Origin of the sequence: Saccharicrinis sp. 156 (assembly GCF_050589685.1) — a bacterium.
In the GTDB taxonomy this organism is placed as follows: Bacteria; Bacteroidota; Bacteroidia; order Bacteroidales; family Marinilabiliaceae; genus Saccharicrinis.
Map to the genome: position 1 here is coordinate 1 of NZ_JBNGOS010000002.1, position 23,293 is coordinate 23,293.

Here is a 23,293-nt window from a genome sequence, read left to right on the forward strand (position 1 = left end):
ACATTGATCATGGGGATGCCCAAAGAGCATGATGAAAAGTTCTTGCCATGCAATACCTTTTTTAGATCCAGGCGCAGTTACCTGCAAAGCCTCCCTGATTATTTCCAGGCATTCTTTTTTCTTAGAAGAACTCAAAATACCGTAATGCCGTATTTTCATGAACCCCGAAGGCAGAACATGCATAGAAAACCTTCTGAGGAATTCCAGATATGAAAGATGCATAATGTCCACCTTTGAGGTTTTGTAATTCAGCCAAGAGAAACTAACGTTTTCATTATCCGTTTTTTTTATACGATGATTGCTTATGGCAACCCTGTGGGTGTACCTTCCGAGATACTCAACAACCTGCTTGGCATTGTACATAGGTAACTTGGCATACACCACCCATTTGTTTTTGTAAAAAGGATGAAGGTATTTACGTTCCGGATCAAAAGGGACATCTAAAGTAATATCACCCTTTCTGTGGAGTTCTATCAGGTAATCGCAGAACTTGCCCCTGAAAACGCCGCTTAATGCTTTAACCGGATATAGGTACTTGCCGTTGCTTTTAGTGTTTTTCCATTTGTTGCCAGGGGTAAGCCCACCACCAGGCACGATACAATGTATATGGGGATGAAAAGCCAGGTTTTGCCCCCAGGTATGTAAAATAGCCACCATGCCTGTTTGCGCCCCTAGATGTTTATGGTCTGAGGCAAACTGTTTGACCGTGTCCGATACTGCCCGAAACAAAATCTTGTACATTGATTTGGGGTGTGCGACAAATAAAGCATTGACCTGTTCGGGCAGCGTAAATACCACATGGTAATACTTTACGGGCAAAAGATCAGCCTCGCGGTCCAAGATCCAACGTTCTTTTTTAAGGCCGTTGCATTTGGGGCAATGCCTGTCCCTGCAGCTGTTGTATGAAAATTGCTCATGCAAACAATCTGCGTTGTCGCATTTGTCCTTATGGTAACCTAATATGGCAGTACGACAGTTGGCCAGGTTCGTAAACACTTTTTTCTTATGGGCGTTCAAATAGCCAGATTCAATAAGAGGATGCTTATGTTTTCTGATAATATCACCAACCTCAAAGCCTGTTCGTGGAAGGCCCATCATTGTAGCTTGTCCAATGGGGATTCTACCGACTCTAAACCCTGCTCCATATTGATCTGGAGGTATACCATGGTAGTTTGGATACTGTCATGCCCAAGAAGCTTTTGGATGGTGACAATATTAACATTCATGGCCAACAAATGCGAAGCAAAAGCGTGTCTAAGGGAATGAGGCGTTAGCTGTTTTGTAATGCCGGAACGGTCAAGGGCATATTCGAACCCCCATTTAACAGCAGATTCGCTATAAGGTTGCCCCTTAAACCTGCCGTTGAAAAGATATACTTGCGGATTGTACCTTTGCAGATAACTTTTTATCTCTGGCACCAAAGATTTGGCCAAAATAGTATACCTATCTTTGTTACCCTTGCTGTCTTTAATGTAAAGACGATGGTTTTTAAAGTCGAGATGTTCGATTTTCAGGTTGATCACTTCGTTTCGTCTGAGCCCGGCCGAATAGATCACCTTGAGCAGGAGCTTGTGCTTGGGACTTTGGGCTGCGTTAAAGAGCTGCAGTACCTCCCTTCCGGCAGGTATCTCTGGCAGGTATTTGGTGGCTTTAGGATAGGGGATGTCATCAATGATATCGATACGCTTGTAAATGCTTTTGTACATAAACCGCAAACCTTGCAGGTAGTTACGCACCGTGGATCGGCTCAGTTTCTTGTCGTTTTTTAGCCAGAACAGGAAATCATAGAGGTCGTTTTCCCCCAGCGCATCAGGGAGTTTACCGGAAAAAGAGCATAGCAGGCTGGTTGACCGTAGATAGTTATTGATGGAACTGTTTGAGAAGTGCTCGACTTCCATTCTCACATGCAATGCGTGCAATAATGTTTCAACACTCTTTGGTGTTGCTGTACTTTTTTTTCATCTTTAAAATGTATTAAAATAGTTGAAAACCAAATGTATGGTTTTTTAACGAACTAAACCTCCATCTACCGACGAAGGAGGTTTAGTTCAACAGGTGTTATGGTTCATGAAGGCAATTTCTTTTTGCATCTGGCAGCAGCGTGCGACATTATCTACAGTGAACTTTCGGAAACGGAACATAAAAACATTGTAGATATCTTCCGTCATTACCTGAAACAAAATCGCCATCATATGACTTCCATTGGTATTATGAACCATCAGGGCAGTGCCAATGCAGGGGCTATTTTGGTGGCTATCTACTTGCAGGATTTGGCCGAGGTGGAGCATCTGACCTATGCTGATGGTGGTATGGCCGATCAAATAGGCAAAGGAGTAATGGCTGATGGTTGGTGGTTCGAAAGTACGGTAAATTACTGTTACCTGGTAGCACAACGTTATTGTTTGGTTGCCCAGGCTTTTGAAAATTACGGCTGGGACTTGTATCACAAACGCTTTCCGGCGAAATATAAAAGCAAGGATTTTGAAAATGCCAAGGAAGGTTTCACGGGCATGAAATTCGATAATTGGGGACCTGCCGGGAAAAGTACGAGAGGTTTAGAAGATATGGTAAGTCCTTACGTCCCGTTTATGGATGAAAATGCAGCCGTGGTTTCAAGCAACGATTCGCAGGCAACATACCCCGACCCATTCTATGAACTGTCTTATCGTGAATATGGTATGGAAGAATTGGCATGGGTGTTGGGTAAAACAAATCGTAGTTCATGGGTTTCTTTAATGTATGGAGTTACCGAATTGCCTGATGTAAAAGATCCACGTACAGAATCAGCTTTCGCGCCAAATGTAGGTATTTCAGCTCTTCGATCGCAAAAAGAAGGGCAAAATGGAGAGGAGCAGATTCAGGCTTATTTTAAATATGGTACGCATGGAGGCTGGCACGGACAGTTCGATAGAACAGGAATGCTGGCCTTAGATCGTTATGGATACAAATACTTTGGTACCGAAATGGCCTGGTTTGGATATGGTAAACCAGGATATAAAGAATGTGTGCAAACATCCTTAACTCATAATATGGTGGTGGTCGATGAATTGCAGCAGGAAGCCCTTCCGTCAGAGCAACTCCTGTTTTATGCCGGAGATAAGATGCAAGTGAGCGTTACGCAAACTATCGCCCGTTGGCGAAAGATTCCGACATTTAACATTGAGAAGTTTCCGCCATGGGATGATAAAGAATTTGACCCGGAATTTAAGCCAGTCCTTCAACGTCGGTTAGCTGTTGTTACCGACGATTATGTGGTTTTGGCCGATTATATGAAAGCACCCCAAAAACACACTTACGATTGGATGCTCCATCCAGTTGGGTTTAAAAATATAGAAGGGGCTAAAAAGCATGGTGAAGTGTTGGATACGGTAAACACAGACTATGAATCCCCATACAAATATTTTACGCAAGGACAGTGGTATTTGACCAACAAGGGCAGCAAGGTTGAATTTGATGATGGAGGAGCAAAGCTGGATGTTCATCACATATGGCCGCGAAAAGCGGAGTTGCTAATCGCTAAATATCCTAACGGAGGCAAACAAAAGTGGGTGAAAAACAACCCTAATCGCAAAGCCATAGCTATTAGGGTAAATCAAAAAGAAGCCGTTTACCTAACTGTTCTGGAGCCATATAAAGGAGAATCAGCTATCGAAAAAATAGAATCAAAATCTTCAGAAGAACTTACTGTTTATTTAAAAGACGGTAGGAAGCAAACCTTGATCATATCAAACCTGAAAGGAAACGGAAGTGATATTAAAGTTAAGCTGGGTGAAGCTTTTGGTAGTTCTGTTATCATAGAGAAAACAAATTAGGCATGAGTGTCTGATGGTATATTTATATATTAAAACGAATTTGGGGTTGTTCCAAAAGTTGAAATTTTTCAATGCCAATTAGAAAATCGTAAGTAAAGTGCAAATGGCTCTTCCGTCTGCTCCTGAACGCAAGAGCCTGTCCCAAACTCGTATTCAGGAGGAAGTTCCACGCTAAAGGTTTGGAGATGGGGATTAACCAGGAGTGCAACAAATCCATTTGTTTTTTACCACAAAGGCACAAAGGCACAAAGGTCACTAATTTACTTTAAACTATATGCCAGAACCTAACTATATAATAAAAAATATTCGTGAACCTACTGTGCTCGGTGCCTTGGAGGTTCTCTATTTGAGAAGCTTCATATATCGTTTATATTGAAAGGTACTAAGATGTGCAACAAGTTTAATATTCTTTGGGATGTGTATTATATTGATGGTCCATATATTACATTACTTTAGTCTTTAGCAATAAAGTTATAAATAAAAGCCATGATAATTTTATTAAAAGATCAATGTCAAGTGCTATACTGCATTCCAATAAACTTTTCCTACTTTGAATTGCCCTGTTTTTTGTCCATTCAGCGTTCTCTTGGTTAAAGTTAATTCTCTGGCAGAATTTTTTACCATGCGTGGATGAGGACAATGTGGATGGGGTATTAATTACAGGAATAGTCGCGAATTTATATCTCGTTATTCAGAAAAAAAACTACGCTTGATTATGCTTGTAGGTGTAGAAAAAGAATTTTTTCAGAATCTGGATTTTATTGGAGAGTATAGCTAAATTGAAAGTGAAAATATGGATTGGAAAACACCATGGCTCTGATGTGTTAAGTGAGAATTGTTCACAGAAGGAGAAGCCATTAAGCAATTTGCGAACCAAGAAGTCATTCGTTATGGTTCTGGAGGATGGAAGGTGCCGAAGGCGCGGTTTCTCTTTTGTTAAGAGGGACAAAAAAAGAAATAGATAGAGCATTGGCTGTAGTTGAAAATGTTCATGGAGCGCCGAGCTTTATCAAAATTTTGTAGGTGATTTTTTTAATAGAAATGGCTAAAATTAATGTATTGAATCATATGTCCATGCCTGCGGGTATAAAATCCATGCCTAAGCACCGCATAGCTTATAACTTTGATTTTTATTATTGTAATGTATATACACGCGAAGAGTAAGGCTTTGATTATTATTAAACAAAATACTATGAATCTATCTGGAATAAAATTTTACAAGTTGTTTTTACCTACTTTATGTCTAGTACTATTGACATCCGCTGGCGTAAAAAAAGATAAACAGAAAATCTATCATAAAGGGTGGATTGACTTTAATAAAAATGGGGTAAAAGATATTTTTGAAGATCCTACGCAAAATATCGACGACAGGGTAACGGATCTTTTATCGCAGATGACCATGGAGGAGAAAACCTGCCAGATGGCTACGCTTTATGGTTTTTCAAGAGTGTTGGAAGATGAATTGCCCAACGAAAAATGGAAAAGCCGCGTGTGGAAAGATGGTATTGCTAATATTGATGAACATTTGAATACCATTCAAAATCGGGCTTATACCCATACCGAGCATGCTTATCCTTTTAGCAATCATGCAGAGGCTATAAATATTATACAAAAATGGTTTATTGAAGAAACCAGAATGGGTATTCCAGTTGATTTTACCAACGAAGGCGTGCATGGTTTGTGTCATAAAAAAGCCACTCCTCTTCCTGCTCCAATTGGTATAGGTTCAACGTGGAATAAAGATTTGGTTTATAAAGCAGGACAGATGGTTGGCCGTGAAGCTAAGGTTTTAGGGTATACCAATATTTATGCACCCATACTGGATGTTGCTCGCGATCCTCGATGGGGGAGAGTAATAGAATGCTATGGAGAAGATCCTTTTCATATTGCAGAGTTGGGGGTTCAGATGACACAAGGGGTTCAATCAGCTGGTGTAGCTGCTACGATAAAGCATTTTGCTGTTTATAGTGTACCTAAAGGAGCTCGTGATGGAGAGGCTAGAACTGATCCACATGTGGCACCACGCGAAATGCACCAACTATATCTTTATCCTTTTAAAAAGGTGATACAAGAGGCTAAGCCAATGGGTGTAATGAGTAGTTATAACGATTATGATGGAGAACCTGTAACGGGAAGTTATTATTTTTTAACTGAGTTATTACGTCAACAAATGGGCTTTGATGGTTATGTGGTCTCGGATAGCGAGGCGGTAGAGTATCTTTCTGATAAGCACAATGTAGCCGAAGATTATAAAGAAGCAGTTCGACAAGTGGTGGAAGCGGGCTTAAATGTGCGAACAACTTTTAGAACTCCCGAAACCTTTATTGAACCTTTAAGAGAGATTATTAAAGAGGGAAAAGTTTCGATGCAGACGATTGATGCGCGTGTTGCTGACGTGCTAAAAGTGAAAATGCGACTGGGATTATTCGACAGTCCTATTATTAAAGATACAGAACTTGCCAATAAAGTGGTTCATACCGATGAAAACGAAGAAATCTCAAGGCAGATTACACGTGAGTCGATGGTCTTGTTGAAGAATGAGAATAATCTGCTCCCATTGGATATTAATCAATTGCAAAATGTATTAGTAACGGGGCCGTTGGCGGATGAAACAAGCTATACCTTTAGTCGATATGGTCCTGCAGCAAATGCTTCAGTCTCGGTATATCAGGGTATTAAAAAATACGGAGCAGAAAAGCTTAATGTCAACTACGTAAAGGGCTGTGAGGTGATAGATGCCAGCTGGCCCGAAAGTGAATTGATGGATGTTGCGCTAACAAGCGAGGAGCAAGCTGGTATTGACGAAGCTGTTGAACAGGCTAAAAAATCAGATATTATCATTGCAGTTGTTGGAGAAGATGAAAAAAGAGTAGGTGAAAGCAAGTCTCGTACTAGTTTGCAACTGCCAGGCAGACAATTGCAACTGGTGAAAGCACTTTATGCCACCGGAAAACCTGTAGTATTGGTGTTAATTAACGGGCAGCCGCTTACCATTAATTGGGAGAATAAATACATTCCTGCCATATTAGAAGCTTGGTTTCCTGGTACTTCTTCAGGAGATATTATTGCAGAAACCTTGTTTGGAGATAATAATCCGGGAGGTAAATTGTCCGTTACATTTCCAAAATCAACAGGACAAATACCTTTAAATTTCCCATTTAAAAGAGGCTCTCATGGTGGTCAGATTGAAAATGTTGGAAACGGTTATGGAACAACACGTGTTACGGAACCTTTATATCCTTTTGGATACGGATTAAGTTATACAACCTTTGAGTATGCCGATTTAAAGATTGATCCAACAAGCTCACTTTTCCAGTCCGATATTCATGTTTCCTTCAAAGTAACGAATACAGGAGAACGTGAAGGGGATGAAGTTGTACAATTGTATCTTGAAGATGTGGTTAGTAGTGTAACAACATACGAAACTCAACTCAGAGGATTTGAACGTGTACATTTATTGCCAGGCGAAACAAAGACTGTTGAAATTACATTACACCCTGAGGATTTGCAATTGTTGGATAAGAATATGAACTGGACCGTTGAATCAGGTATGTTTAACATAAAGGTAGGTAGTTCATCTACTGATATAAAACTAAACGGAAGTTTTGAAATATTGAGCTATTAGCTTGTGTTAGGTTTTTAGGGCAACTATTGATAAAGCCATAAAAAGAAACGGGATAGGCTCCCAAATATAAGTTAGGGACAGGTTATCAAAGATAATTTTTGTCGACTTCAACTATGCGAAGTTTCAAGTTAGGCTCCGACCTCAGTACAAAGCTTGGGACCCACTGCAAGGGTGTAGGAAAGATAAATTTAGAACCAAAGTTGTAAATCTTTGAATTTTTCCCGGAGCGTTGCATTATTGGGTAAGTAAGTGGTGCAGTCGGCGGGCTTTTTTGTTTACCTGTCTGCTGCCAACAGGCAGGCTTTTTTTGCCTGCAGAAAAAAAGTAAAAGCACCTCCGGCTATACAATGTCATTAAGTTAAGATTTAAGAATGATTTTGGAGCTGTAAATAAGAGCAGGGTTGACCAGAGCAATAGACCGAGCCCGAGTTAGCGAGAGGTCTTCGAGGATGCACTTGAGAGCCTGTTCCGAACTTGATTCGGAATGGATGTGTGACGGCAGGAATTGAAGGCCGGTGCGGGAGGAAGGATTCTATTGGTCTAGACTTTTTAGCTTACTTTTTTTGGCAATGAAAAAAAGTAAGTAGGTTTGGGACGACGTCACGATATTAAGAAATTAACTTTGTGAATTTCCTAATTATAATGACAGTGCTCTGGCTAGAGGAGAGCATAGATGTTTCAACTGAGTGAAAATGTTTCATGTTGAAGATTGTTAACTTGTACGACATAGGCTTTGTGCGAAAAACATGCTCCGCAGACTTGCAGAGGTATTTTTGTATGGAGATAAACATAGATAGCTATATGTTGAAAAATTAATTTCATTAGGCTGGGCCTGCTATGATTTAGCCCATGGCATAACTTCGTGTTACCTTGGGTTTTATTTTTTAACTCAAACAATATTTATTTTATGCACGACATTGGCTTCGTCATTTCAAATTTATAAATTAAAATCAATGAATATCAAATCGATTATTTTCATAGCATTACTCATATTGTTTTTTACAAATGCTAATTGCTATGCAAAAAATGAAAATCATCCTCGCATTTATTCAGGGAACACAAGTAATGTTGACTTTTTAAAGGCTGCCAATAATGTAGAGTGGAAGAAACAGTTAATACAGAGGAAAAAAGAAAATTTAGAGAAATACATCGAGAAATGTAAAGACGAACCTGAGTGGTTGGTTTCCCGATTACAGATGAATTGGAAAACAAAACATAGTAAGGTATTTTTACATGGAGGTAAATTTTCTCACTCATCAGGTAAAGCGCCAGTACCAACTGTTCGATTTTCAGGAACACGGGATTGGGCAACTGATTATAGAACGCCTTCTATTGAAGAGGTTGAGCCTTATTTCGACGACGAAAGGGGAATGTACCTGAAGCATAAGAAAACAGATAAAAAAGAGTGGGTTCACCCTTCTAAAGTTGGGTTTGCAATTGAAGGTGTGAACCGGAAAATAATGGCTTTGGTGGAGGATGCTGCCTTTTTATATTGGTTGACAGGAGAAAAAAAATACGCCCAATTTGCCGAACCCGTCTTTTTAAAATATATAGAAGGAATGTATTACAGAGATGCCCCTGTTGATTTGGATAATTCCAATCAACAAAGGATATCCGGCTTGTCTACTTTTGAGGTGATTCATGATAAAATAGTTGTATCTCTTAGTCTTGTATACGATTTTCTGCATCCCTATTTATTAAAGAATAACAGAGACCTTGACCATACTTATGCTGTTTTTCAGAAATGGGGCGATCAAATCATAAAAAATGGCATCCCGGATAATAATTGGAATTTGTTTCAGGCAAATATCTTGACTCATATTGCTTTAGCACTTGACGAAAATAAAAATTATGCCAACGGTAAAGGACAAGAATATTATCTGAAATATACTTTTGATCAATCAACAGAGCGGCAATGGTCTATTAAGGAAGCGGTTAATGGATATGATCAGAAAACAGGTATATGGCCGGAATCTTCTTCGTATTCATTGCATGTAACTTCTTCTTTACTTCATATATTAACTTTGCTTGATAACTCGACCAATAAAAATGAGCTGGCTAATTTTCCTATCCTCGAAAAAGCTGCATTAGCTGCCTTTCAGTATCTTTTTCCCAGTGGATACACAGTGGCTTTCGGGGATGCGCATCATGGAGTCATTCCTCCTGAAAATTTCGAACTATTAATCTCCAACTATAGAAAATATAATAATAAAGATAAAGAGTTAGTCATAACAGGCTTGTTGAAACAATTGATAGAAAAGGGTGAATATATACGAAAGGGCAAAGACCTTTTTGATTTATTCTTCTATACCGATCAATTACTTGAAACCGATGCTGCAAAAACAAAGGAATTAAGTAAGAAATTAATCACACCCACCTTTTATGCACCCAATGTGAGTATGTTTATCCAACGAATGGGAGAAGATGATCAGGCTATGATGGTTTCCACGGTTGGAACTTTTGGTAATCACTCCCATGTAAATGGTATATCTATGGAGTTATATGCCAATAACTATGTTTTGGGGCCCGACATGTCAAAAGGACCAAGCTATTGGCATACCGATCATCGTGAATATTATTCACAATTTCCTGCTCATAATACGGTAGTTGTTGATGGCGTTTCTAGCTATGGAAGAATGCGTGGTTATCATCCTTTTACATTGGATAATCATTTTCCAATTGCAGGAGAAAGTAAGGTTGACTTTGATAAAGTATCTTTTTCGAATGTATCCTTTATGGAACCGCAAACACTATCCGATCAACAGCGATTAACTGCCATGATAAAATCACCTGCAGGCAAAGGATATATCGTAGATGTCTTCAGGTCGCGGAAAAAGGATAATTCCAATCAAAAACATGAATATTTTTATCATAACCTGGGGCAGTCACTTGTGTTATTCGACGGCAATGATCAACCTTTAACATTACATGCAACTGATGAATTAGGGACATCTCATGGTGATATGATAGCTTACGATTATTTAACCGATAAAAAGGAAGTGGTTACTCCTGAAAATATCAATGCGCTGTTTACGTTAAAAAGTAAAGGTCAGGCGGATAACTTAATGAAGATGTGGATAAAGGGCGCTAAAGAACAGACTGTTTTTACCGCTCTTTCCCCAAAATCGAATGCATTAACAAAAGGCACAGCTCCTGTAGAAATGTTAGGGCAGAAAATTCCAACGCTTATATTAAGGAGAGAAACAGAAGCGTGGAGAAATCCTTTTGCGGTTGTATTCAACCCGCATATGCATGGAGAATTTAATTCCGTTTTAGCCGTTAATTATCTAGAACTAAAGGAAAGCCCGGATGCGGAAAAAATAAGGATTACGCATAAGGATGGGAAAACGAAGGATATGATTGTGGCCAATGCTTCGCAAAATGATATTGCATTGGATGAGGGATTTTATCAGAAAGGACTACTTTCGGTCATTCGACAATTGGACTCAGAAAAAATGCCCACGTTTTTATTCTTATCCGGGATGTATAAGTTTGATTATAAGGACTGGGGTATACTATCCTATGCCGAAGCTGTTTGCATAAGTATTGAACGAACTGAAGAAGGTTATGTGATACAGAACGATAACCCTGTGGCGGTTAAAATACCTTCTTACGAAGGACATAAGCCAAGTCAATTGCTATTGTATGAAAACGGAAAAATCATGGCACAAAAAGATATATTTGTAAATCGTAACAATCCTAACCAAGTAGACTTTCGTTTGGAAAAAGCGTATCAAAAGGTTGTTGTTGTATTGGATAAATAATGTGAACTAAACTTTTTAATGGGATTAATTAAGTTCTGTATAATCCCGAAACATTTTAATATATGCTATACATAAGCTCGGCTCTGAAAAGAACCGGGCTTTTTTATTTTCATCAAGTCTTGAATTCCATCAACTTTAATAAAACATGCCAATCAAGAGTTAAAACATGAGTTCAACCCTTTGGGAATATAGCTGTTCGGTTAAGGTTTTAATCTGTAAATCATTGTGCATTACGTGAACCAGCTCTCCTTAACAAGAAGGAGAGCTGATTTACAGCTTGCAATATATAGAGTTTCCTCAATGAAAAAATAAGTGGCTCTGCCCTTGATTCGCATAAAATGCAAAAAGTTGTAATAAACTCAATTGAACATAGTATGCTTGAATAGAATGTCCATATGCGTGAATTAAATATCTAGATTAATTTAAAAAACGTTCATATGTGTTGCATAAACTCAATTATGGTTTGGATTCATTATTAAATAAAATTTAACAAATGTAGAATAAAGGGTTGTAAGGTGCACATAATCAAGGGGTGATAATTTGTCCATGCCAATGATCTAATAATACAGGCGAGAATAAAGGCGAAAGCATACATTTGAGATGTTAATTAAAATTAAAAGTATATGAAAAAAATTAAATCTAGATTCTTGTTACTGGCTATTGCTTGCTTGATGACTTCATTTGGTTGGGCTCAACAAAGAACAATAACCGGTACTGTTACAGATGAAGGCAATGAAACATTGCCAGGTGTAAGTATATTGGTTAAAGGAACAACAATAGGTACTATTACTGATATTGATGGTAGATATTCGCTGAAGATAGCGGATTCATCGACCGCAACACTTGTTTTTTCTTTTGTAGGATTTACAAATCAGGAAATAACGGTTGGCAACCAAACGGCTATAAATGTGCAATTGATTGCTGATGCTATTGGCCTTGATGAAGTAGTTGCCATTGGATATGGTTCTATGAAAAAAAGTGATTTAACAGGAGCAGTTGGTTCAGTGGATTCGAAAGACATCACTCGTGTAACTCCGGTTAAGGCTGCAAAGGCCATTCAAGGTCAAGTGGCTGGGGTGTCGGTTAAAAAAACAAGTAGTAGACCAGGTGCTGGATATGACCTAAACATTAGAGGGCTAAACTCAATTGATTATAGCAATGCGCCATTGGTTGTTATTGACGGAGTGATGGGAGGTGATATTAATGTATTAAACCCTACCGATATTGAATCGATGGATATACTAAAAGATGCATCTGCAACTGCAATTTATGGTTCTCGTGGTGCTAATGGAGTAGTCATTGTTACTACCAAAAGAGGATCTAAAGGTGCTCCGCAAGTTACTTATAATGGTTACGTTGGTGTTAAGACTCCTGCACACCTGCCAGATATGATGAATGCTCAGGAATATTATCAAATGGCTAAAATTGACAAAGAGCTAAATGGTGGAACGGCCAGGTCTTTTACGTCAACTGAAATTGATATGGTGGATTCAGGAAACAGTACCGACTGGATTGATGAAGTTACTAACCCTAGTTTGCAAACCAATCATTCTATTTCTGTAGCGGGAGGAAATGACAATAGTAACTATCATTTCTCAACCGGATATTTGAATGAAGGGGGTAGTTTATTAGAAACAAAATATGAACGTTACAATATTAAAGGTAGTTTGGATAGTAAGCTGAATGATATTGTTAAAGTAGGTTTTAACGCAAATTACAGTTATGGCAAACTAAATCTTGGATCAAATGAAGCAATCCGTAGTGCTTTTAGAGCCAGGCCGACAGGCGTTATTATGTATGATGACATTCTTAACCCTGACGAAAATCAAGATGACAATTGGAATGGTTATGCATCATGGATGGGAATTAATGACAAGCAAGTATTAAATCCATTGGTTGAGGCGGATCCCGAGAACTTTCAGGATGAAACATTATCAAGTACTTTTTTTGGTAACGCTTACGTTGAGTTAACGCCGTTGAAAGGACTTACTATTAAGTCACAATTGTCGGCAAATGTTTATAAAGAAAGGTTTGGACAATATAGAGGAACGTATACAAAATCTCAGAAAACGACGAGGGCACCAAAAGCTTATTACAATACAGAGAATGTTTCCAATTATACTTTGGATAATATTATTACATACAAGAAATCAACTGGGGTACATGATTTTACGTTTACTGGTGTGCAGAGTGCTTTTCAAACCAGAACCGAAACATTAGAAAGTCAAGTACAAGATCTTCCATACAATTCACTTTGGTATGCGTTTGGAACTGCTGAAACGATTTCGAAATTAGAAACGAACTTAAGCGAAAAATCATTGCTTTCATTTATGGGCCGTTTCATTTATGGGTATAAAGATAAGTATATGGTTACTTTAACCAATAGATGGGATGGTGCATCTCAATTAGGTGCTGAAAATAAATGGGATTTCTTTCCATCGGCAGCTGTTGCGTGGAGAGTCAGTGAGGAAGAATTTATGCAGGGCATTGAAGCTATTTCTTCTATGAAAATGAGAGTGAGTTATGGACTGGTTGGAAACAGTTCGGTCAGTCCTTATAGCACGCAATCACGTTTAACAAATACCGCATACGATTTTGATGGTTCTGCAGCATATGGGTTTGCTCCTTCAAATTTAGCGGATAAAGAATTAAGTTGGGAAAAGAGTAAGGAAATAAACTTAGGTATTGATGTTGGTTTATTTAATAACCGGATTACAACTTCAATTGAATTATACGATAGAAACACAGTTGACTTAATTTATGCCGAACAAATACCAAACTCAACAGGGTTTAGTTCTGTTACAACAAATATAGGAGAAGTAGCCAATAAAGGTATCGAAATATCATTGAATACCGTTAATGTTAAAACCGATAGGTTTTCATGGTCTACAAACCTGAACTTTTCTACTAATAAAAACGAGGTAGTATCTATTGGTAGTGATGGAATTCAACAAGATATAAGTTCTGGACTTTTTGTAGGAGAAGCACTTGATTCTCATTATACATATGAATTTGATGGTATTTGGCAATTGGATGAAGCTGACGAAGCAGCAGTTTACGGTCAGGTCCCTGGTGCTGTTAGAGTAGTAGATCAAAATAACGATGATAAAATTTCAACAGGAACAGGCGAGGATGATAGGAAAATTATAGGTTCGGAGCAAGCTAAATGGATTGGTGGTATGACCAATAAATTTACATTCGATAATTTTGACTTATCCTTTTTAATCTATACTAGTCAGGGAGCAATTTACCGAAACTCAATGTTGTCGGGCACGATGGGTGATGTTAATGGGGGAAGATATAATGTGCTTAATTTGAATTACTGGACTGTAGATAATCCATCTAACGAATATTATGCACCGGGCGTATCTAATCCTTACCGATCAGCAATTCAATATCAAGATGCAAGTTTTATTCGTATCTCAGATATAACCGTTGGATACAATGTGCCTTCGCCAATTTTAAAACGACTAGGATTCAATTCACTTAGAATGTATGCTCAGGTAACCAATCCTTTTGTGTTTCACGATTTTGATGGAATCGATCCTGAATACAATACAGGTCTTTATAATGACGACGTATCGTCAGCAACTTACTTGTTTGGTGTTAATGTATCATTTTAATCTGTAATACTTAAAAATTATAAAAATGAAAAAATATGATATAAGATATTTCGTAATGATTGTACTAATATTTTTAGCAAGTACAAGTTGCGAAGAGTATCTGGAAGAGAATTCAATATCAATTCAAACTACAGAGAGTTATTATGTGGATGAAACAGGTTATAATGATTTGATTGAATCAACTTATTCCTTATTGAGAGATATTCATCAAGAGCGTGAATTGGTGTTTTTTGGAACTGATGTTTTTACCAGTAAAGGATGGAATGAAGCAGGTGGTGGTAATGATGGTGGTGTATTGAATGTATATGATGTTCGTTTTAATTCATCAAACGGTTCCGTATCCACTTTGTGGAATTTATTATACAAAGAAATAGGAAGAACCAATACTGCTATTACACGTCAAAGCGATATTGTTGGTATGGATGAAAATTTGCTGGCCGCACGGGCAGGTGAAGCAAAATTCCTTAGGGCTTTCTGTTATTTTTATTTAGTTCAACAATTTGGCGATATACCTATGCCGCTTGAGGAAACTACGACAGGTTCACGTGAGGTTATTAAATTTACAGCAGCAGAAGTTTATACGCAAATTATTAAGGACTTAACCGAAGCTGAAGCTGTGCTTCCAACGAGTGGAAATACAGATTATGGTAGAGCTACCAAGGGTGCTGCACAATTTTTATTGGCACGAGTGTACTTAACCCGGGGATGGAATTATACCAATACGGTAGGTGAAAGCATCGGAGGAAGTGCTTCGGATTTTGATAAAGCTGTTGAGTATGCCGATAAGGTAATTAGTGCTTATCCTTTGGAGGCGGAATATAAAAACCTATTTCCTTTGCACGCTGAAAATCCACTGTTAGAAACATTTCCTGTGCAAAATGATAGAAATGATGAGATTATATTTGCTGTTCAATATAGTGATGATGTATTGTCATATGGTGGCGGTAATGACTACCACTCTATTTTTGGAGGCAGTGCTGAAGATATTCCTGGTTCCTTAGGTAGAACAAGCGATTATAATCGACATGCTGTTGGAAATTACATTACTACACCAGCTATGTATCGTTTATTTGACCCAGAATTAGATGTTCGTTATAAGCACAACTTTGTAGAAGCAATGTATGCCTTAGCTGATGTTAATGGTTTTGTACCTAATCTTGATGATCCAACTACAACTATAGATATAGCCGTTGGGGATACTGTCCTGTTTTTTCCTGATTGGAACAAACCGGCCAGTGATTTAGAAAAAGGCATGGACGTAGGTGGTACGAAGCATTACGGAGTGCTTAATATTGATGAGATTGGAATAATGGATGGAACACCTTTTCATCAAGAAAACTATAAAACACCATTGATGTGGAAATTCTGGCAACCTGGAATTGAATATGATGATGCAATGGGTACATTAGATTACGTCCTGTTTCGCTCATCGGAAGCTTATTTAATTGCAGCAGAAGCCATATTGAAAGGAGCATCCAATGGGAATTTAGGTGACGCAGAATCATATTATAACACAATAGTAGACAGGGCGCTTGGAGCTAATATTGGTTCAGATCCTCAATGTGCTGCGGAACCAGGTAACTTAAGTTCTTTCGAAATAGTTTCGTACCGTGCGAATGGTAATCTGGATATTGACATGATTTTGGATGAAAGAGCAAGGGAATTAATGGGTGAGTTTTGCCGTTGGTACGATTTGAAACGTACAGGTAAATGGATTGAAAGAGCCAGTGCAATGAATCCATGGACATCGGCAATTGGAGAAATCCAAGAACACCATTATCTGCGTCCTATACCACAAGCCGAGATAGATAGAGCCATACCAACTATTTCTCAAAATGATGGATACTAAAGGTGTTGAGGTTATTAATAATATAGCTTAAACAATTAATGATTAAAAAAAGGCAGGCCATTTGTTGCCTGCCTTTTTTTGATTTTCACATGTACTCAATAAAAATCGCATCATAAGTCGCGATATCAAAATCTATGAAAAAGATAGTAAGCATGAGAATCTATAAATTAGTTCCCGTTTTATGTTTGTTTTTTCTAGGTTCAGCAGGATTAAAGAATAAGTAAATTATCTGTCACAAAGGGTGGATGGATTTCAATAAGAATGAGGTAAAGCAATAGACTATGGGAAATAGATCAGTATATAAGATGTGGAGAGGCATTTTTACGCTAATAATCATTTTTGGAGTTATTGCAGGATTTGATGCTTCGGCCAAACCTAAAAAATATACAATGACTGATTTTGGAGCTATTAATGATGGGGAAACCCTGAATACAGTAGCTATCCAATCCTTAATTGATAAAGTAAACAGAGAAGGAGGAGGAACCATTGTATTTCCAGCCGGAAAGTACTTGTCGGGAAGTTTGCAGATGAAATCGAATGTGAACTTGCATCTGCAAAATCATGCTGTTCTTTTAGGAAGTACAAACCCATTGGATTATCCACAGATAGAAATGCCGGGAAGACCGAAATTGGCTAATAGAGATGATAACTCTCAGATGGCATTATTGGTCGCTCATAAAGCAAATGATTTTACGATTACGGGCGAGGGGAAAATCGACGGACAAGGCAGAGCCTTGGCTTTAACGATTGATAGCTTGCATCATGCCGGGGTTATTATTGATCCTAAGTACAGTATACGCAGAAACCGACCGCACGAAACAGCTCGACCTAAATTATTCCGTTTCTCGCAATGTAAAAATGTCTTCATTACTGATTTAAACTTATACAATGGGGCTTGTTGGGGACTTTCATTTGAACTTTGTGAAAACTTAAATCTCGATCATCTTAAAGTAGTAAATAGAGCCTATTGGAACAACGATGGGATGGATATTACGGATTGTACGAATGTAAAAATAAGTAATTGCGATGTAAATTCTGCTGACGATGGTATTTGTCTTAAATCATATTATCCAGGTTTTTGTAATGATACGATTTTAATTGAAAATTGTGTGATTCGCTCCAGCGCAAGTGCCATTAAATTTGGAACAGCATCCTTTGGTGGTTTTAAAAATGTAAACATCAAAAACATTCAGGTTTACGATACTTTTCGTTCGGCAATTGCCATCGAATCGGTTGATGGAGGTATCATTGAGAATATAGAAGTCTCTAATATTGTAGCAGAAAATACAGGAAATGCGATTTTCATCCGCTTAGGTCATCGTGGAGGTGAGAAGCCAGGGGTTGTTAAAAATGTACACATTCACGACATTAAGGTACAAGTACCTTTTGGCAGGCCTGATGTAGATTACGATATGCGCGGACCGGCTGTTAGCTTTTTCCACAATCCATTACCATCATCTATTACTGGAATACCAGGACATAATGTGGAAGATATTGTGATTGAAAATGTGGAAATTACATGTCCCGGAAGAGCCTCGAAAGGCATGGCTTATGTTCCTCTTAGTCGTTTAAATATGATTCCTGAGGGAATAAAAAGTTATCCTGAATTTACCATGTTTGGAGAATTACCAGCTTGGGGATTGTATGTGCGTCATGCAAAGGGAATTACACTTAGGAATGTAAAAATGGTTTTGGAAAAGGAAGATTATCGTCCTGCTTTTGTATTCGATCAAGTTGAAGGTATTAGGATGGATCAAGTAGAACTTCCTGATAGCCAACACAAGCAGCTTATCCTAAAAGATACAAAATCAGTAAAGCTAAGTTCACAACTAGAGTGTACGAAGCGGGAATTGTAAGAATAGTACCAGTTGAAGGGTTATTGAATTTGAAATTTCGATTATCATGAGATTATATAAGTTGTTTTTTTTCGTTACCTGTCTTTTCTTCTTAACATCAGCAGGAAAGAAAGCCAATAAGCAAAACATCTATCACAAAGGGTGGATTGATTTTAATAAAAATGGGGTAAAGGATATATTTGAAGATCCTATGCAAACCAATGATGCTCGTGTAGCAGATCTTTTATCGCAGATGACGATGGAAGAGAAGACGTGTCAAATGGTAACCCTATATGGTTATTCCCGAATTTTGAAAGATGAATTGCCTACTCCTGAATGGAAAAATAGTGCCTGGAAAGATGGCATTGCCAATATCGACGAGCATCTTAATAGCATTGCTTTCAGACCCAAAACAGAAACGCAATATTCGTTTCCTTATAGTAAACATGCCGAGGCTATCAATACCATTCAAAAATGGTTTATTGAGGAAACCCGCATGGGAATACCTGCAGATTTTACCAATGAAGGTACACATGGATTGTGCCATGATAGAGCAACCCCGCTGCCAGCTCCCGTCGGCATAGGATGTACCTGGAATAAGGAATTGGTTCATCAAGCCGGAGATATCATTGGACGAGAGGCCAAAGCATTGGGATATACCAATGTTTATGCACCCATTCTTGATGTAGCCAGAGACCAACGTTGGGGAAGAATATTAGAATGCTTTAGTGAAGATCCATTTCTTATTGCAGAGTTGGGCACGCAAATGACATTAGGCATCCAATCTCAGGGCGTGGCATCTACTTTAAAGCATTATGCGGTTTACAGCATTCCTAAGGGAGCCCGAGAAGGAAATGCACGTACTGATCCGCATGTGGCGCCCCGCGAAATGCATCAACTTCACTTGTACCCATTCCGTAAAGTGATTGAAAATGCTTCGCCACTAGGTATTATGAGTAGTTATAACGATTATGATGGTGAACCCATAACTGGTAGTTATTATTTCTTAACAGAGCTATTAAGACAGCAATTTGGATTTAAAGGTTATGTCGTATCTGATAGTGATGCGGTTAAATTTCTTTCTACAAAACATCATGTTGCCGAGGATTATAAAGAAGCAGTAAGGCAGGTGGTGGAAGCGGGATTAAATGTACGCACCAATTTTAAGACGCCTGAATCTTACCTTGAACCTTTACGGGAATTAATTCAGGAAGGTAAACTTTCTATGAAAACAATCGACGCTCGTGTAGCTGATGTTTTATTGGTGAAATTTAAAGTAGGATTGTTTGATCAACCCTATGTTGAGAACCCAAAGACTTCTGATAAATTAGTTCACACAGAAAAAGACGAAGAATTCGCCAAACAAATAAGTAGAGAGTCATTGGTGCTGTTAAAAAATACTTGTCTGCCAGGGCAGAAAAATAACCTTCTGCCCCTTAATGTAAATAAAGTTAAAAACATACTTGTAACGGGCCCTTTAGCCGATGAAGTTCGTTACACATACAGTCGCTATGGTCCTGCAAATAATCCTGCAGTATCTGTTTACCAGGGGATCAAGAACTATGGTGGAGACAAGGTAAATGTGGATTATGAAAAAGGTTGTGATGTGATTGATGCCGACTGGCCTGGAAGCGAAATTATTCCAACACCACTGACCCCAAAAGAACAATCAGGGATTGATGCAGCAGTGAAAAAAGCTCAAGAGTCGGATGTTATTATTGCGGTACTCGGAGAAGATGAGAAATGTGTGGGAGAATCACGCTCACGCACAGCACTTGGTTTGCCAGGTAGACAATTTCAACTGATTCAAGCCTTATATGCTACCGGGAAACCTGTTGTATTGGTGCTTGTTAATGGTCACCCCCTAACTATCAATTGGGAAAATAAATTTATCCCAGCCATTATAGAAGCATGGTTCCCAGGACCGTCTGCGGGAGATGTAATTGCAGAAACACTCTTTGGCGCCTATAATCCTGGCGGGAAGTTATCGGTAACATTCCCAAAAGCTGAAGGTCAGATACCCCTTAATTTTCCATGTAAACCGGGATCACAGGCTAGTCAGCCGGGCGAAGGGCCTAATGGCTATGGCAATACGCGCGTGCTGGGACCGCTATATCCTTTTGGCTATGGCTTAAGTTATACCACTTTTGAATATAGCGATTTGCAGATTAGCCCTAAGCTTGCCCAGGTACAAGGGGATATTCAGGTGTCTTTTAAAATAAAAAATACAGGTAAGCGAGAAGGGGATGAGGTAGTACAACTTTACCTGAAAGACGAAGTGAGTAGTGTAACCACTTACGAATCTCAACTACGAGGATTTGAGCGGGTACATCTACTACCCGGAGAAAGTAAAACAATAAATTTCACCTTACATCCCGACGATTTAGCATTGCTCGATAAAGATATGAATTGGAAGGTTGAGCCGGGTACTTTCAAAGTTATGATTGGTAGTTCCTCAGTTGATATACAATTGAATGAACGTTTTGAGGTAAGTGGTGCCAAATAATAAGAGTTTTTTATGAAGAATACAGCTTCAAGTGTTTGAAAATTAAGCAATAACTATTTGTCCATGATTGGGGTCTTATTATCCATAGCTAAATTTTAATAAAAACATATATTTGAGTAATAAGCAAGGATGAAATAAATAATTCCCGACTTATTGATAAAAAATTACCTGAGGAATAGATGAGGTGGTGTAATTAATTAATCTAAACGAAAAATGGTTTGTAAACTAAAAAATATAGCATTAAAATTATTATTCTTTCTAATGGGAATAGTTATTTTATACTCTTGTGCACCTTCTGTAGATAAGGTTTATGTGGTAATTGGTGAGCATGCAAGTGAAGTTGAAAAAAGTACTGTTCAAGATTTTAAAGATGATTTACAAAAAGTCATCGATGGTGAAATAGCCATTGTTAGCCAGATCGATGAACAAGTAAAAGGTGGTACTATCTTTTTATTAGGAACGATAGAGACCAATAATGAAATTGCAGAACTTGTTCAAAGTAACGATATAACTTTATCTGCCCAAAAACCGGGCCCTCGAGGTGGTGTTTGGGCACATGTGTCGCTTAAAAATGACCAAAAAGCCATTGTCTTAGCCGGATCAGATGTTCAGGGATTTCAATATGCTATTTACGATTATACCCATGAGGTGTTAGGTGTAGATCCTTTTGAATATTGGACAGGAAAGATGCCTGCGAAAAATCCGGATATGGATTTATATGCTTTTCAAAACCGTCAAATTGCGTCTCCTGAAGTACCTATTTTATGCTATTTCGAAAACGATGTGGATGAGTTGGCAAACTATCGTGGTAAATTGTTAGAATACGATTGGGAAAGTTATACCGAAATGATCAATTCATTGGTGCGAATTCGTTACAATGCCATTCAGTTTTTTGATATGTTAGGGCGACCAGAATTTTTTATTCGTCCGGAATATAAAAAACTAAAACCCGATTATCAGATTGATGAGGAGTATCTTGATAAGATGATTGATTATGCTCATCTTAAAGGAATGGAAGTTCAAGTTGATTTGTCCTTAGGTTATCAATTACATCCTCTACCTGTTGAAGAATCGTATTGTTGGTCTACCTATAAGGATAAATGGATAAAAGGCTGGAAATATTATTTTGAGAATACGCCTATCGCTAAAGCGGATATCTTTTCATTACGTCCCCGTCATCAGGTGTGGGATTGGGAATATGTGAGCGATTGTGGTGAGGATAAAACGGAAGTCTTTAATGAAGTGTATGCGGAATTAGGAAAATTGATTGATTATTATAAGCCTGAAGCAACAAAAATTGCATTCTGTTATCACGATGGTATGGAAATGTTCAATAAAGGCTTTAATCCTCCTAAAGATTGGATCGCTGTTTGGTGTGACAATGGCTTTGGCGAGTTTCTTCATATGCCAGATAGTAATAAGGGATACGAGTTTGGAACCTATATGCACGCCGGTTTCTGGAAGAATCATACCGTTCATAATCCCTACCCAATGGTTGTGGATACAATTATGAAAAAAATGTTTCGTGAGTATGATGCTAGTAAGTATTGTCAGGTCAATGGGCAGAATTTTAGACCTTTTTTGTTGAATCTCGAGGCTTATAGCGATGTATGTAATCGGCCTGAAAGCTTCGATGGTGAAGATTTCTATCGCACATGGACCGAACGTTATTTTTCTCCTGAAGCCGCTAAGCTAGCTGTTGAATCAATGAAAATATTGCATGATGTACAAACCGGTAGAAATGGTTATGTAGAGCACTTATGGGAGATTCGAAAAGCTATTTCGTACAATTCTAATTCCTTACTTCAGCGCCCAGGGAAAACACCAATACCTCATAGGTATGATAGGGTTTATAAAGATATTGATAACCTGAAGCGTGAGCTTGATAATTTCCAAGGAGCTGTCGATGCAGCCGAGAAAGGAGCTGAGCTGAATACAAAGAATGAGGCCTTTTATTATTCTTATGTGCTTTTGCCTGTAAAGCTTTACGGTGAATTGATCGTGTTTGAACGTTCATTGCATCAGATAGCATTACTGAAAAAAGAGTTTGAAGAGACACGTAATATGGATCTGCTTGTTCAGGCAAGAGTGCTAGTTCAAAAGGCTATGGATCAGCTTGAGACTGTTCATAAGACCACTATAGAGGGAGATAAGAACCCTAAATGGGCGAACTTCTATGATCCAGCTATTAGGAGACCAAACAATGGTTTTCCTCAGATGGAAGAGATGACGCTAATAATGAATTCTATAGAAACTTGGTAAAAACACTTGTTGCTACC

10 protein-coding genes are annotated in these 23,293 nt (G+C 38.3%); 8 read left to right on the forward strand and 2 right to left on the reverse strand.

The window, feature by feature from the left end:
• Positions 1-1,095: IS91 family transposase (locus ACRD64_RS00865; protein WP_430931442.1), on the reverse strand; the 1,095-nt coding region annotated here is incomplete at its 3' end.
• Positions 1,095-1,919: a tyrosine-type recombinase/integrase gene (locus ACRD64_RS00870; protein WP_430931255.1), complete on the reverse strand. Its 825-nt coding sequence runs from the start codon at positions 1,917-1,919 to the stop codon at positions 1,095-1,097. The genes ACRD64_RS00865 and ACRD64_RS00870, both read right to left, overlap by 1 nt.
• 141 nt (positions 1,920-2,060) lie before the next feature.
• Here ACRD64_RS00870 and ACRD64_RS00875 point away from each other — a divergent pair, with 141 nt between their 5' ends.
• From ACRD64_RS00875 to ACRD64_RS00910, 8 genes are all read left to right on the forward strand, one after another.
• A complete protein-coding gene (locus ACRD64_RS00875; protein ID WP_430931256.1) occupies positions 2,061-3,812 on the forward strand; it encodes a hypothetical protein in 1,752 nt (583 codons plus the stop codon).
• A gap of 1,192 nt (positions 3,813-5,004) precedes the next feature.
• Positions 5,005-7,437, forward strand: a complete 2,433-nt coding sequence (locus tag ACRD64_RS00880; RefSeq protein ID WP_430931257.1) for a glycoside hydrolase family 3 N-terminal domain-containing protein — start codon at positions 5,005-5,007, stop codon at positions 7,435-7,437.
• A 953-nt stretch (positions 7,438-8,390) separates the two neighbouring features.
• Positions 8,391-11,201, forward strand: a complete 2,811-nt coding sequence (locus ACRD64_RS00885; protein ID WP_430931258.1) for a heparinase II/III domain-containing protein — start codon at positions 8,391-8,393, stop codon at positions 11,199-11,201.
• Positions 11,202-11,824: 623 nt separating this feature from the next.
• Entirely contained in the window at positions 11,825-14,824 is a 3,000-nt protein-coding gene (locus ACRD64_RS00890; protein WP_430931259.1) for a SusC/RagA family TonB-linked outer membrane protein, read from the forward strand.
• Positions 14,825-14,849: 25 nt separating this feature from the next.
• The gene (locus ACRD64_RS00895; RefSeq protein WP_430931260.1) at positions 14,850-16,673 is read left to right on the forward strand and encodes a RagB/SusD family nutrient uptake outer membrane protein; all 1,824 of its coding nucleotides are present in this window, start codon (positions 14,850-14,852) and stop codon (positions 16,671-16,673) included.
• 281 nt (positions 16,674-16,954) lie between these two features.
• Positions 16,955-18,529, forward strand: coding sequence for a glycoside hydrolase family 28 protein (locus ACRD64_RS00900; RefSeq protein ID WP_430931261.1), 1,575 nt, complete (start codon positions 16,955-16,957; stop codon positions 18,527-18,529).
• Positions 18,530-18,575: 46 nt separating this feature from the next.
• Positions 18,576-21,014, forward strand: coding sequence for a glycoside hydrolase family 3 N-terminal domain-containing protein (locus tag ACRD64_RS00905; protein WP_430931262.1), 2,439 nt, complete (start codon positions 18,576-18,578; stop codon positions 21,012-21,014).
• A gap of 261 nt (positions 21,015-21,275) precedes the next feature.
• Entirely contained in the window at positions 21,276-23,276 is a 2,001-nt protein-coding gene (locus ACRD64_RS00910; RefSeq protein ID WP_430931263.1) for a glycosyl hydrolase 115 family protein, read from the forward strand.
• Positions 23,277-23,293: the final 17 nt, after the last annotated feature.